Origin of the sequence: Streptomyces sp. NPDC053048 (assembly GCF_044547045.1) — a bacterium.
Classification (GTDB): Bacteria; Actinomycetota; Actinomycetes; order Streptomycetales; family Streptomycetaceae; genus Streptomyces.
This window is the reverse complement of the sequence record NZ_JBITZS010000001.1, coordinates 97852-111717: the sequence shown is the minus strand read 5'-3', so window position 1 is coordinate 111717 and position 13866 is coordinate 97852. Positions and strand designations below refer to the sequence as shown.

The following is a 13866-nucleotide window of genomic DNA, read 5'->3' as shown; positions in this document are numbered from 1 at the left end:
CCGTTCACGGCAGGGCCCGCGGCCGGTGTTCCGGGCGTCAGCCGAGGTGGCCCGTGTCGTTCAGGCGCACCAGCGCCGGCGCCCCGTAGGCCCAGCCCAGGACGGACAGGGACGTCGGGTCGAGCCGGATGCGGGAGCCGAAGAAGATGTCCTCGCCCAGCCAGCGGGCGACGATCGTGCGCAGGATGTGGCCGTGGGCGAAGACCAGGACGTCGCGGTCGGCCGAGCGGGCCCACTCCACGACCTCGTCCGCCCGCGCCGCGACCTCTGCGCGCGTCTCGCCCTCGGGGACGCCGTCGCGCCAGATGAGCCAGTCGGGGCGGCCCGCCTTGATCTCGTCGGGGGTCATGCCCTCGTACGCACCGTAGTCCCACTCCATCAGGGCGTCCCAGTCGGTGGCCCGGTCTCCGAAGCCGGCCAGCTCGCAGGTCTCCTTGGCGCGCGCCAGCGGGCTGGTGCGGACCTCCACGTCCGGCAGCGCGTTCCACGGCGCCCGGTGCAGCCGCTCGCCGAGCAGCTTGGCGCCGCGCCGTCCCTCGTCGAGGAGCGGGATGTCCGTGCGGCCGGTGTGCTTCCCGGACAGCGACCACTCCGTCTGTCCGTGCCGGGCCAGCAGGATGCGCGGTGCCATGGCGAGGGCCCCTTCGACAAGATTTCGGTGACTTTCGCGACAGTTCCGGCCATGCCGCCGGTCCCGTCCAGCCCCCATCATCACTCACTTCACTCTCAGGCAACCCTCTGGCCAGCCACAGCGTCTCTCCTGCCGCCACCTCGGGGGTTCCAGGGAAGTCGCGGGGCGGTGTGCGTGCCCCGCGGCGTACACCGTACGGTTGCAAAACGCGCTTGTTGGCCGCTGATCAAATGGAGAGCCGTCCGGATGTACCGCACCGCACCACTGGGGAAGCGGCCGCGCTGGTGGACCGAACTGCCACTGATAGCCGTGGTGTACGGGCTGTACTCGGCGGGCCGACTGCTGGTCCGGGGGGATGTGCAGTCGGCCGTGGATCACGGCCTGGCCATCCTCGATCTTGAAAAAACGTTCCGAATAAACTTCGAGCACCCGCTCAACCGGATATTCACCGAATATCCCGCGATCGGCATACCGGCGGACTTCGCGTACGCCTCCCTGCACTACCTCCTCACCCCCGCGCTCCTGGTCTGGCTCTTCAAGCGCCGCCCCGACCACTACCGCCGGATGCGCACCTGGCTGATGGTCTCCACCCTCATCGGCCTCATCGGGTTCTCCCTGCTGCCCACCTGCCCGCCGCGGCTCCTCGACGCCACGTACGGCTTCGTCGACACCATGCACCAGTACTCCGCGTACGGCTGGTGGGGCGGCGAGGCCAGCGCCCCGCGCGGCCTGGGCGGGCTCACCAACCAGTACGCCGCCATGCCGAGCCTGCACGTCGGCTGGGCCCTGTGGTGCGGGGTCGTGCTCTGGCGCCACAGCCGCGCCGCCTGGGCGAAGATCGCGGGAATCGGCTATGCGCTCGCCATCACCCTCGTGGTGATGGGCACCGCCAACCACTACTTCCTGGACGCCGTCGCCGGCGCCGCCGTGATGGGCGCGGGCTTCCTGCTGGCCCGCCCCGCGATGCGGCTCGCCGACCGGATCCGCGTCCGTCTCACCGGCGCCCGCGCCACGGAAACCGCCGGGACGCCCGCGATTGTCAGTGGCGGGTGCGAGACTTCGGCGGGTACAGCGCTTGTCCGGACGACCGCCGCCGGCTCCCCGGCCGGAGACGGCCGTCCGGCGGCGCCGGAGAGACTTCGCGAGGCGGACGCCAGTGACCAGATCCCCCGTCAGCCGGCCCGGGGCGAGGCCGGAGACAGCCGCACCGACGGCGCTGCGACAGCGGCTCGCTGAGCTGCGCGGCCCGGCCGTCGCGCCCCTGCCGCTGGATGCCCGCGCGCTCGCGGCGCTGGCCGCGAACCCCGGCTGTCATCGCCGGGCCCTGCTCGACGGCGCCGGGGTCGACAAGGCCGCCCTGGCGCGGGCCCTCGGCACACCGGCCACGTTCGGGCAGTCCCAGTTCGCGTTCGTCCGCGGCCATTCCTTCGAGGCACGCGTCAAGGCCGACGGCGGCACGGAGCTGATCCGCCTGCTGTGCGAGCGGCTCGCCGACGGCTCGGCCCCGCCGTCCGGCCCCGAAGCCGTCGACACGCCCGACCTGTCGGCCTCCGGTCCCGAGGGGCGCACCGCCCGTACCGCTCTGGCCCTGCGCGAGGCCACGGCCGCCGGGCGGTGGGCGCTGCTGGACCACCCCATGCTGGCCCTGACGGTGGCGGGCACGCCCGCGTACCTGGAGCCGGACGCCGTCGTCGTCCACCCCGACGGCGACTGGACGGTCGTGGAGATCAAGTCCTTCGCCATGGTCGACGGCTCGGCCGACGCCGCGAAGGTGGGCGCGGCCGCTCGCCAGGCGGCGGTCTACGCGCTGGCGCTGGAGTCCGTCGCCGAGCGCACCGGCGCGGGTGCAGCGGTCCGTCACCGCGCGCTGCTGGTCTGCCCGAAGGACTTCTCCAACCTGCCGGACGCCGCCCTGGTCGACCTCCGCAAGCAACTGGCCACGACGCGCCGGCAGCTGGACCGGCTGACGGGCGTGGCCGACATCGCCGACGCCCTGCCGGAGGGCACGAGCTTCGACCTGTGCCTGGCCGACGACGGCCGCACGCCCACCCGGCCCGCCGGGGAGCTCGCCGCCGCCGTCGACGCGGTCGCCGCCGCCTACGCGCCGGAGTGCCTGGCGGCCTGCGAGCTGGCCTTCCACTGCCGGGCCCGGTCCCGGGCTGCGGACGCGGTGCAGGCCCTGGGCCGCGGCCTGCGCGCCGAGCTCGGCGGGCTGACCACGGTTGAGGCGGTCCTCTCGGCGGCGTCCGGCGCGGCCGGCGACCCGGACGACCCCACGGTCGCCGCCCTGCGCCGCGCGGCGGTGCTCCGGGCGGAGGCCATGGCGTCCGCCCTGCCGGCGACGGCGGGGGCCGCGCTGTGACCGCTCCGGGGAGGGCCGCCGCATGTCGCTGATCAGCACGCTCGCGCGGCTCGAGGCCGTGCGGGAGGGACGGGCACGGCCGCTGGCCACCGTGCGCCACCGGCACCTCGCCGAGCGGCCGCTGGTGTTCGTACCGCTGACCACCGCCGGTGAGGCCGGAGCGCCGCTCGGCGCGATGGTGGGGACGGACCGGGACGCGCCCCGGCTGCTGGTCGTGGCGCAGCCGCGCGACCGTGATCTGCGGTTCGCGTTCCTGGCGGAGCTGGCCGAGGCGATGCTGCCGCACATCGAGGCGTACGCCGACGCCGTCGAGCTGGAGTCGCGCAAGGAGACCGATCCGGAGACCGGCCGGAAGGTGCCGGTCGAGGTGGAGCTGTGCGCGGACGCGCCGCAGTTGGTGGTGCCGAGCCCGGCGGGCGTGGAGTACGTGCGCCTGCTCGGCCGTTCCATGCGGTTCCGCCGCACGGCCGAGCAGGACCCGGAGACGCCGCATCCCGCTCCGCCGCGCGTCCCTCTACTGGGCCGTTGGCTGACGTACTTCGGGGAGCGGGCCCGCGTGCCCGGTTCGTCGCTGCTGCTGGCGATGACGCAGACGCTGGGCCGTCACTGGGCCACGGGCCAGAGCGCCCTGGAGGACCAGCATCTGGGCGCCCTGCTGGCCTGGATCGACCCTCCTCGCGGGACGTCCGGCGCGCAGGCGGCGCTGCGGGCGGAGCTGGCGCGCGACCGGGAGGGCCTGCTGGTCCATCCGCCCGCCGGTCCCGCGACGGACCCGGTCTTCGACAACAAGCTGCTCGCCCCGGCGGTCGACCGCTACGACCGGGCCCGCGCGGACGTCCTGCGGGCGCCGGTGCACCGGTTCGCGGCGGCCCAGGCGGAGCTGGCCGCGGCCGAGGAGGCGGTCCGCGCGCTGCTGGCGGCGCAGCTGCGGCCCACCTGGGATGCCGTCTGGCACGGGATCGACCTGCTGCGGGCCCTGCCCGAGGGCGCCCGGGTCGGCGAGCGCTGGAAGCGCGACCGCTGGTCGTACACCGCGCACCGTGACCGCGTCCGCGCCGGCGAGCCCCCGCAGCCGCGGCGCGACGACGCGGTGACGGCGGCCCGCAAGCTCGCCGCCCGCGAGACGGCGCAGGCGCAGCTGGACGCGCACGAGGCGCTGGACGATCCGCTGGTGATGGCCGGGCGGCGGCTGGCCGGCGAGGCCTTCGCCGGTGAGGTCGCCGACGTGGTGATGGAGTACTCGGAAGCCAAGGTTCCGCGGCCGCGGCCGCTGGTGGCGGTGCGCACGGCGGACGCTCCGCACGTCGCCGACGGCGTGAAGCTGCACCGCGCGCTGCCGGACGGCAGGTCGCAGCCGGCGGAGTTCGTCTCGTACGTGCCGGAGGACGGCATCCTGACGGTGCGGCTGACCGGTGGCATGGGTCGCGGCAAGGTGCCCGACGCCGGTTCCGTGCCGGAGCCGGGCGAGCGGGTGTGCTGGACGCTCTTCGAGCACGCGCCCAGGGGCGGCCCGGAGCTGCCCGAGCCCGAGCAGACGCCCTGGACCCACGGCGGCCCGCCGGCGGCCGCCGTGGCCGAGGCCCCCGACCCGGTGACCGCGGAGGACCTGCTGTGACCGTACGCATGGCGCGCGGACGCGCCTTCGACCCCGCGCGGGAGGCCACCGCGGCCACGGACGCGATCCTGCGGGACACCCTGCACGGCCCGCACCGCGGCGTCGTCGTGGACTCCCCGCCGGGCGCCGGCAAGTCGACGCTGGTGGTGCGGGCGGCCCGGGAGCTGGCCGGCGCGGGCCGCCCGCTGATGATCGTCGCGCAGACCAACGCCCAGGTCGACGACCTCGTCCTGCGCCTGGCCAAGCAGGACCCCGAGCTGCCGGTGGGCCGCCTGCACAGCAGCGAACAGCACCCGTACGACCCGGCGCTCGACGCCCTCGGCTCCGTCGTCACCTCGGCGAAGGCGGCCGACCTCGCCGGGCTGGACGTCGTGGTCTCCACGGCCGCGAAGTGGGCGCACACCAAGGTCGCCGAGCCGTGGGGGCACGCGATCGTCGACGAGGCGTACCAGATGCGCTCGGACGCACTGCTGGCCGTGGCGGGGCTGTTCGAGCGGGCGCTGTTCGTCGGCGACCCCGGCCAGCTCGACCCGTTCAGCGTGGTGGGCGCCGAGCAGTGGGCGGGACTGTCGTACGACCCGTCGGCGAGCGCCGTCAGCACGCTGCTCGCCCACAATCCGGGGCTTCCGCAGCACCGGCTGCCGGTCTCCTGGCGGCTGCCCGCGTCGGCCGCGCCGCTGGTCTCGGACGCCTTCTATCCGTACACGCCCTTCCGCAGTGGCACCGGCCACGGCGAGCGGCGGCTGGCCTTCGGGGTGCGTTCGGACGGCTCGGGCCCCGACCGGGTGCTGGACGAGGCGGCCGAGTCGGGGTGGGGGCTGCTGGAGCTGCCCGCGCGCCACACGCCGCGGACGGACCCGGAGGCCGTGGGCGCGGTCGCGCTGGTCGTGCGCCGCCTGCTGGACCGCGGCGGGGCCGTGACGGGCGAGACCGCGCCCGATCCGGTCCCGCTCACGGCCGAGCGGATCGCGGTCGGTACGGCGCACCGCGACCAGGCGGCGGCCGTGCGCACGGCCCTGGCCGGGCTGGGTGTCTCCGGGGTCACGGTCGATACGGCCAACCGGCTGCAGGGCCGTGAGTTCGACGTGACGGTGGTGCTGCACCCGCTGTCGGGGCGCCCGGACGCGACGGCGTTCCACCTGGAGACGGGCCGCCTGTGCGTCCTGGCCTCGCGGCACCGCCACGCGTGCGTGGTGGTCTGCCGGGCGGGCGTCGACCGGCTGCTGGACGACCACCCGTCGACGGATCCGGTGCAGCTGGGCGTGACGGTGAAGTTCCCGGACGGCTGGGAGGCCAACCACACCGTGCTCGCCCACCTGGCCGAGCACCGGGTGGCGTGGCAGCCGTGACCGGCCACACGGCCCCAGGTCGCCGGCGCCCGCTGACCGGCCGCGACACGCGGTGGGCGGTCGTGGGCCCGGGGGCGCACTTGCGCGCCGCAGGACAATGGATGACGGTGCAGACGATTCTGGAGGTATGTACATGTGCGAGCCGAAGCAGGCTCCCGGCGCGCAGGACAGTGCTCCGCGCCGCCTGAAGCCCGCGCAGCTGCTCTTCGAGCCACCCGAGGCCCTCGCCGACCCCGAGCACTTCTTCGATCTCGAGTCGATCGAGGATCCGCGTGAGCTGCTGGCCCGCTCCACCGAGCTGGCCCTGGCGTTCCGCGCGGCAGCGGACCGGGCGACGGAGTTCCAGGCGGTGGCGGCGGCTCAGCTCGCCGATCCCCGGCGCTTCGACAGACTGCCGACGGCGGTGATCGCCGCGCGGGCCGAGTGGAGCGAGGACTACACCCGGAAGATGGTCGAATTCGGCCAGGAGCTGCTGCGCGGCAGCAGCGCCCTGGACTGAACCGGCACGGCCCATGGTCCCCGATCATGGGCCGTTGGCATATGCGGCGCACAAGGTAGCGCACCCCCCGCCGCCCTGTCCCGGTTTCCCGGACTCCCGCGGGCGGACCCCGCCGGGCCGCCGACCATAGGGCCATGAGCTCCTGGCCGCACGATCCGCGTCCCGTCCGCCACCGGCCCGCCGCCGTCCGCGTCCCCCTCGCAGGGGCCGACTGGCTGGCCTCGGCGAGCCGCTTCCCCCGCAGCGTCCACGCCCTGTGGGCCGACAGCGCCCAGGCCACGGTGATACTGCCGTGCGGCACGGCGTTCGACGTGATCGACGCCCCGATGCTGTTCGGCCGCCGGATGCTCGACCGCCTGTGGTCGCCGGCCGGGCCCGGCTCCGGCCCGGTGGCGGCGCAGCGCGGCAGGCTGCTGCTGTTCGCGGCGCCCGGCACAGCCCAGCGGCTGCCCGCGCTGCTGGCCTGGGAGGAGTGGGGCGGCAGCGGCCGCCCGGCACCCCCGCCGCTGCTCTGCTACGGCACGGGTGACGCCGTGACCGTCCCCCCGCTGTGCCCGCCGCCCCAGGATCTCGAGCCGGCCCCGCCGGCCAGCCGCTGGCTGGTCGCCCCCGAGACCCGGCAGCCCTGGCTCCCGGCGGCGGACGTACTGCTGTGGGCCTGTGTACGGGCCGCCCGGGGGGCCGCTGTACCCACGTTTCCGGCGGGCTGAAACATACGGATTTTCTTTCCACCGGATCGGGGTGCTAAAGTCTTCCACGTCAGCAGGCGCCGCTAGCTCAGTTGGTTAGAGCAGCTGACTCTTAATCAGCGGGTCCGGGGTTCGAGTCCCTGGCGGCGCACAGACAGTCGAAGGCCCACACCTCACGGTGAGGGCCTTCGTCGTATGCCCACACCGCAGGCCGCCGGCGGTCACCGCCGGCTCACCCGCACCTTCCACGACCCGCCCAGCGTGTGCCGCTCCACCGCCACCCGTACCCCGTCCACGGTCAGCGATTCCCCGGTGACCAGTGGCGCGTCCGCCAGCGGCGGATAGACGGACTCGCCCCAGCACGCGTGCGTGCCGGGATGGCCGTCCAGCACCTGCACCGGCCCGCCGCCCGAGGCGGTGTCGCTGCGCACCCGGTAGACCAGCACGCCCTCCGTGCAGGTGGTGCTGTCGTTGCCGGACGCGCCCCGCGCCTCGACGACGATGGCGCTGGCCGCGCCGGTGCGGGCGACCACCATGCGGGTGCGGCCGTCCGCGCCCGGACGCATCGGGGCCTCCAGCGGCTGGAGGGTGTGCAGGGAGCTGCCGGAGCGGCTGACGCAGTCGACCTGCCGGGGGCCGATCCAGCCGAGCTTCCACTTGTGCCACCCGAAGGGATCCGAGGCGAGCCCGAACTGGCTGCCCATGAGGTCCCAGTCGCCGACATGGGTGTCCCAGTCGCCCTTGCCGTCGGTCGGCCGGTGGTAGAGGTCGGGCAGGTCCAGGACGTGCCCGGTCTCATGGGCGAGGACGTTGCGGTCCGGTGGGTGGTGCTCGAAGACGGTGACGACGCGGCGCAGCTCGGTGCCGTCGACGGAGATGGGCTCCTCGAGGTTGACGACCTTGGTCGCGTCGGAGTCGACGCCGGGGGCGTCGGGATCGGCGACGAGGTAGACGAGGCTGTAGCGCCGGAAGTTCACGTGCTTGTCCACGGCGGCGATGGCGTCCCGCAGATAGGCGGCGCGCTGCTGGCCGTCCCAGTCGCGCTGTATGTGGTACTCGCCGGACGGCCGGGGCATCCGGAACCACCGCTTCACGGGGTGGGCGCGCAGCGCGAACCGCCCGTAGGACGCCCGCTCGAAGAAGCGGGAGGTGGCGGGGAAGTGATCGGCGGCGAGCCGGTCGGGGGTGACGGAGGGCTTGGAGTCCGGGAAGGACAGGAAGACCATGACCGCGTCGAGCCGCCCGACGGGTCGCGGGTAGTCCGGGTTCCAGGAGTCGACGCCCTCGGAATGGTGGGCCTGGCTGCGCGGCAGCGCGCAGGGGCCGCCGGGCCCCGCCGCGTGCGCCGGGGCGGCGGCGAGGCTGGTGGCGATCGCGCAGAGGCTGGTCAGCACGGCACCCGCGCGCTGCAGCCGGGACCGCTCCGCGCGGCAGGGCCGCGGCCGGTCCACTCCCATGGGTGTCAGCGGACGCACCACGTCGACCTCCGGGGACGGAATCGGGAGACCTCACCCACCCTCTTGTTATTTGCGGTGTTATGCCCCGTTTCACTACCCCAGTCGAGTGACTAAGCCGACTTCTGGGTACATCACACTCAGTCACGGACGGTCAATCGAGGAAGCAGTCGAAAAGAAGCGCCATGCGACTTCAGACGTGATCGCGCACGGATGTGCATGGACGCGCAGAAACGGTCGGACCCACGCCGGTGGCCCCACCCCTCGCGGCCGGGCCGCTGGAACGGTCCCTGCGCGGGCTCTATGCTCGCCACACTTCCAGCACGGAATCCCCCTACAGGCGGCCATTTGCCGTCTTTTCCACCACGCGTACGAGACTCATGAAGACCCGCACGGGATCCGTGCGGAACGAATGCCACGCGGGAGCGAACGTTGAGCGGAACACTCGACGGCCAGGGCGGCTCGCCCGGTACGACGCCGCCAGTCGTCACGCAACGTCACGTCACTTCGAATGAATTCCGCGCCGCCTTCCGAGCCGCGCACCTCGGTATGGCCGTCGTCGGCCGCGACGGCCTCGTACGCACCGCCAATGACGCGCTCGGCGCACTGCTGGGCACCGACCCCGCCCGGCTCCAGGACTCCCCCGCCGCCGAGTTCACCGGCCTGCGCGAGGACTCCCGCACCTGGAGCGCCTACCGGGAAGTCCTGCTGGGCCGCCGCGACCGGCTGCACTGCACCCGCAGGCTCCGGCAGCCGGGCGGGCAGGGCCTGTGGGCCGAGGTGACCGTCACCCCGCTGCCGGAGACCCGCGACGCGCTGCTGTCGGTGGCCGACGTCTCCGACCGGCGGGACCTGCGGGCGAGACTGCGGCACCTGCGCATGCACGACCCGGTCACCCGGCTGCCCAACCGCAGCCTGTTCTTCGAACGCCTGGCCGCCGCGCTGGCCACCGCAGCCGTCTCCCGGGGCGGCACCGGCCGCATCGGGCTGTGCTACCTCGACCTGGACGGCTTCAAGGCCATCAACGACACCCTGGGCCACCGGGCCGGCGACCGGCTGCTGGGCGCGGTGGCCAGACGGCTGACCGAGTGCGCCGCCCCGGGCGGCCACCTGGTGGCCCGGCTCGGCGGCGACGAGTTCGCGCTGCTGGTCGAGGAGTCGGCGGGCACCGAGCAGCTGGTCGATCTCGCCGCGGCCGTCCAGGACAAGCTCTCCCGGCCGTTCGAGGTGGCCGGGCAGCGGCTGGCGGTCTCGGCGAGCATCGGCGTCGTCGAGCGCCCGGTGGCCGGGACGCACGCCACCGAGCTGATGCAGGCCGCGGACACCACGCTCTACTGGGCGAAGGCCGACGGCAAGGCCCGCTGGACGCTCTTCGACCCCGAGCGCAACGCGCACCGGATGACCCGGCAGGCCCTCTCCAGCACGCTGCGGCCCGCGGTGGAACGGGAGGAGTTCGTCCTGCAGTACCAGCCGCTGGTCGGGCTCGGCGACGGCGTCGTACGGGGCGTCGAGGCGCTGGTGCGCTGGCACCACCCGCAGTTCGGGACGCTCGCGCCGAACCGCTTCATCGGCCTGGCGGAGGAGACGGGCGCCATCGTGCCGCTCGGGCGCTGGGTGCTGGCGACCGCCTGCCGCCAGGCGCGGCGCTGGCAGCTGGCCCATCCCGCCGAACCCATCCTGGTGAGCGTCAATGTGGCGGTGCGTCAGGTGTGGGACTCCGACCTGGTGGCCGACGTGGCGGCGATCCTCGCCGAGACCGGACTGCCGCCGCACCTGCTGCAGCTGGAGCTCACCGAATCGGCCGTGATGGGCTCGGCGGGCCGCCCGCTGCAGCAGCTCCAGGCGCTGAGCGACATGGGCGTCGCCATCGCCATCGACGACTTCGGCACCGGCTACTCCAACCTCGCCTACCTCAGCCGGCTGCCCGTCTCCACCCTCAAGCTCGACGGCTCCTTCGTCCACGGCTTCCGCGCCGAGGAGCACCCCAACCCGGCCGACGAGACGATCGTCGAGGCACTCGTCCAACTCGCCCACCGGCTCGGCCTGACGGTCACGGCGGAGTGCGTGGAGAGCGCGGAACAGGCCGAGCGGCTGGGCAGGATCGGCTGCGACACGGGGCAGGGCTGGTTCTACTCCCGGCCCGTGCCCGCGGACCGGATCTCGGCCCTGCTGAGCACGGGCGTACGGCCGTAGCGCGCGGCAGTAGGCGGGGCGGCTGCGGGCGGGACGGCTGCGGGCGGGACGGCTGCGGGCAGGACGGCCCTAGGCCGGGCCGTACGTACGCCCCTGCGCTCGCCCTGCGGGCGGACCGGCTGCAATCCGGCCCGCCCGGCGCGCGCGTACGGTCGACGCGCCCAGGGTGCGCCCTTCGCGCCGAGGTGCGCCCCTACGCGCCCGGGAGCCCGTAGGCGTCCGCTATCAGTTCGTAGCTGCGCAGCCGCTGCTCCGGCCCGTGCGTATTGGCGGTGATCATCAGCTCGTCCACGCCCGTCCGCTTCGCCAGCGCGGTCAGCCCCTCGCGGACCTCGTCCGGAGTGCCGAAGACGACGTTGGACAGCCAGTCGGCGACGAACTCCTGCTCAGCCAGACCGAGGGCGTGGGACTCCGCCTCCTGCGGCGTGGGGATCAACCCCGGACGCCCGGTGCGCATCCGCAGCATGGCCAGGGCGCCCGTGAGGACCTGCCGGCGGGCCTCCTTGGGGTCCTCCGCCGCGAGCGCCTGGACGCCGATCTTGGCGTACGGGCGGTCGAGGACGTCCGAGGGCCGGAAGGACTCGCGGTAGAGCTCGAGCGCCGGAATCGTGTTGGCCGCCGAGAAGTGGTGGGCGAAGGAGAACGGCAGGCCGAGCAGCCCGGCGAGCCGGGCGCTGAAGCCGGAGGAGCCCAGCAGCCATATCGAGGGCCGGTCGGCCCGCTGCACCCCGCCGGGCACCCGGCCCTGGACCGGGCCGGGGACGGCGTGGATGCGCGCGTAGGGGTGAGCCTCGGGGAAGTCGTCGTCCAGGAAGCGGGTGAGCTCGGACAGCTGCTCCGGGAAGTCGTCGGCGCCGCGGGGCATCCGGTCCTGGCGGCGCAGCGCGGCGGCGGTCGCGCCGTCCGTGCCGGGCGCGCGGCCGAGGCCGAGGTCGATGCGGCGGGGCGCCAGGGCCTCGAGCGTGCCGAACTGCTCGGCGATCACCAGGGGCGCGTGGTTGGGCAGCATCACTCCGCCCGAGCCCAGGCGGATGCGCTCGGTGTGGGCGGCGACGTGGGCCAGGATCACGGCCGGCGAGGAGCTGGCGACTCCGGGCATCGAGTGGTGCTCGGCGACCCAGAAGCGGTGGTAGCCGCGCCGCTCGGCGAGGCGCGCGAGCTCGACGGTGGTGCCGAGCGCCTGCCGGGCCGTGCGGCCCTCGCCCACGGTCGCCAGGTCCAGCACGGACAGGGCCACCGGGGCACTGCCGAGGGGTTTCGCCCGGATGATGTCGTCGTCCCGCACGTCGGCCACGTGGCCCGCCTCCCTGATCGAACAAGAACCGTCCCGGGCGCACGCGCACCCTGACCGGCGATAACCGGAGCATCTCTCCGATTATTCCGGCGGCGGGTCGGCGGCAGGTCGGCGGCGGGCCGGCCGCGACTCGAGAGTCAGGCCCAAGACAGAGGCATATGCCAAGGTCGTAAGCCCCTGCACAGAGGTACGAGCACCCCGTTCATTCTGTTCAACACCCTCTCGCGGGCCCTGGTTTCACCCTTATCGTGGGGACCGGTAGACCCGAAGGAAATCGCTAGGGGGAGACCGTGGCGCTCAGGCCCGAGCCGACCGCACCGTTCCACTCGGTGCAGTACGCGTTGCGCGTGCTGGAGACGGTCGCGAAGTACACCGGCGGCGTGAGCCAGGCGCAGATCGCCCGCGAGACGGGACTGCCCGCCGGGCACCTCGCCCACCTGCTGCTGATGCTCCGCCGCGAGGAGTACGTGGAGCGCACCGGCGACGGCGGCTACGTCACCGGTGACGCCCTGGTCCTGCTGAGCTCCGGCGGCGACCGCAAGATCGCTCTGGAACGCAAGCTCCAGCGGTCGCTGCACGCGCTGCGCGACACCGTCGGCGCGGCCGTCTACCTCAGCAGCTACGTCGACGGCGAGATCCGGGTCACGCAGTACGCGGACGGACCGCGCACGCCGAAGGTCAACGAGTGGGTCGACTTCCGCTCCGCCGGGCACGCGACGGCGCTCGGCAAGTGCCTGCTGACCCAGCTCGACCAGGACGACCGGCGCGATCACCTCTCCCGGCACCGGATCGCCCGCCTCACCTCCCGGACGATCACCAACGAGAAGGTCCTCTTCAGCAGGCTGGCCGCCCAGCCCGCGACCGTCCCCGTCCTCGATCTGCAGGAGTACGCGCTGGGCACGGTCTGCGCCGCCGTCCCGATAACGGCCGGGCGCACCGTCGGCTCGCTGGGCCTGTCGCTGCCGCTGGAGCACGCCCACCGGCTGCGCCAGGCGGCCGACACCCTGAACCGGCACGCCGCCCCCATGCTGCTGTCCCTCGCTCTGTAGCGACCTGGCGACCCTGGAGCGCCGGTGGCGCACGGGTTCCGAGGGGGTGGTGTGACCGGTGGTTCGGAGCACCCCCGGACATCAGGTAGAGTTTTCTCTGTCAGCAGGCTCCGCTAGCTCAGTTGGTTAGAGCAGCTGACTCTTAATCAGCGGGTCCGGGGTTCGAGTCCCTGGCGGCGCACAGACAGTCGAAGGCCCTCACCTCACGGTGAGGGCCTTCGTCGTACGGCCCGTAGGTCGTACGGCCCGTAGCATGAAGGCCGCCCGGCCACGGGCGGAAGAGACGGTGAAGGAGGAGCGCACGTGCCACAGCGACGCCGTCCGACGGCAGCCGCCGTGCTCCTGCTCCTGCTGGCCGCGATCTTCGTCCCGTCCCTGGGAACGTCGGCGGCCTCCGCCGCGCCTGCCGCCCCGGCGGCAAGCACGTACGCCTCCGCCCCGGCCGACGCCTCCGCCGCCCGGCCCGAGGCCCGCCCACGGGCCGAGGCGGGCGACACCGGCGGCGCCTGCCGTCAGCAGGACACGCCCCTCAAGGGCGCCGAGCCCGCCGTCGCCGCACCGCACACCGACCCGGTCACCGGATCCGGCGCCGCCCGCGTGGCTCTCCCCCAGGCCGAGGCCCCGCGTCCCCACGCGCCGAGGGCACCGCCGGTGCCCGTCGCCGGCTGCGCCGAGCTGCTCCCCGTCCTGCGGATCTAGAACCCGCACCGCCACGGCCCCGCACCGGGCCG

At 74.1% G+C, this 13866-nt stretch carries 12 protein-coding genes and 2 tRNA genes; 11 read left to right on the top strand and 3 right to left on the bottom strand.

Going from position 1 to position 13866, the window contains the following annotated elements:
• Window positions 1-37 precede the first annotated feature (37 nt).
• Window positions 38-631, bottom strand: coding sequence for a histidine phosphatase family protein (locus ACIG36_RS00560; RefSeq protein ID WP_399919652.1), 594 nt, complete (start codon window positions 629-631; stop codon window positions 38-40).
• 246 nt (window positions 632-877) lie between these two features.
• Here ACIG36_RS00560 and ACIG36_RS00555 point away from each other — a divergent pair, with 246 nt between their 5' ends.
• From ACIG36_RS00555 to ACIG36_RS00525, 7 genes are all read left to right on the top strand, one after another.
• Window positions 878-1867 carry a phosphatase PAP2 family protein gene (locus ACIG36_RS00555; protein WP_399919650.1) on the top strand — a complete coding sequence of 330 codons (990 nt, stop codon included), beginning with the start codon at window positions 878-880 and terminating at the stop codon, window positions 1865-1867.
• A complete protein-coding gene (locus tag ACIG36_RS00550) occupies window positions 1788-2993 on the top strand; it encodes a hypothetical protein (RefSeq protein WP_399919648.1) in 1206 nt (401 codons plus the stop codon). The genes ACIG36_RS00555 and ACIG36_RS00550 overlap by 80 nt, the downstream gene beginning before the upstream one ends.
• Before the next feature lie 22 nt (window positions 2994-3015).
• A complete protein-coding gene (locus ACIG36_RS00545; RefSeq protein ID WP_399919646.1) occupies window positions 3016-4608 on the top strand; it encodes a hypothetical protein in 1593 nt (530 codons plus the stop codon).
• Between the two features lie 8 nt (window positions 4609-4616).
• Window positions 4617-5957 (top strand): AAA domain-containing protein, encoded by a 1341-nt coding sequence (locus tag ACIG36_RS00540; RefSeq protein WP_399922087.1) that lies wholly within the window; start codon window positions 4617-4619, stop codon window positions 5955-5957.
• Window positions 5958-6090: 133 nt separating this feature from the next.
• Entirely contained in the window at window positions 6091-6456 is a 366-nt protein-coding gene (locus ACIG36_RS00535; RefSeq protein ID WP_399919644.1) for a hypothetical protein, read from the top strand.
• Window positions 6457-6590: 134 nt separating this feature from the next.
• A complete protein-coding gene (locus tag ACIG36_RS00530) occupies window positions 6591-7166 on the top strand; it encodes a bifunctional DNA primase/polymerase (RefSeq protein WP_399919642.1) in 576 nt (191 codons plus the stop codon).
• A gap of 56 nt (window positions 7167-7222) precedes the next feature.
• Window positions 7223-7296: transfer RNA gene (locus ACIG36_RS00525), tRNA-Lys, on the top strand.
• Window positions 7297-7366: 70 nt separating this feature from the next.
• Here ACIG36_RS00525 and ACIG36_RS00520 read toward each other — a convergent pair.
• Window positions 7367-8602, bottom strand: coding sequence for a M6 family metalloprotease domain-containing protein (locus ACIG36_RS00520; protein WP_399919640.1), 1236 nt, complete (start codon window positions 8600-8602; stop codon window positions 7367-7369).
• Between the two features lie 429 nt (window positions 8603-9031).
• Between ACIG36_RS00520 and ACIG36_RS00515 the strand changes: the two genes are divergently transcribed.
• Window positions 9032-10792, top strand: coding sequence for a putative bifunctional diguanylate cyclase/phosphodiesterase (locus tag ACIG36_RS00515; protein WP_399919638.1), 1761 nt, complete (start codon window positions 9032-9034; stop codon window positions 10790-10792).
• A gap of 193 nt (window positions 10793-10985) precedes the next feature.
• Here ACIG36_RS00515 and ACIG36_RS00510 read toward each other — a convergent pair whose 3' ends face one another.
• Entirely contained in the window at window positions 10986-12086 is a 1101-nt protein-coding gene (locus ACIG36_RS00510) for an LLM class flavin-dependent oxidoreductase (protein WP_399919636.1), read from the bottom strand.
• 290 nt (window positions 12087-12376) lie between these two features.
• Here ACIG36_RS00510 and ACIG36_RS00505 point away from each other — a divergent pair, with 290 nt between their 5' ends.
• From ACIG36_RS00505 to ACIG36_RS00495, 3 genes are all read left to right on the top strand, one after another.
• Window positions 12377-13135 (top strand): IclR family transcriptional regulator, encoded by a 759-nt coding sequence (locus ACIG36_RS00505; protein WP_399919633.1) that lies wholly within the window; start codon window positions 12377-12379, stop codon window positions 13133-13135.
• 107 nt (window positions 13136-13242) lie between these two features.
• A tRNA-Lys gene (locus tag ACIG36_RS00500) sits at window positions 13243-13316 on the top strand.
• A gap of 122 nt (window positions 13317-13438) precedes the next feature.
• Entirely contained in the window at window positions 13439-13834 is a 396-nt protein-coding gene (locus tag ACIG36_RS00495; protein WP_399919631.1) for a hypothetical protein, read from the top strand.
• The last annotated feature ends 32 nt before the right edge of the window (window positions 13835-13866 follow it).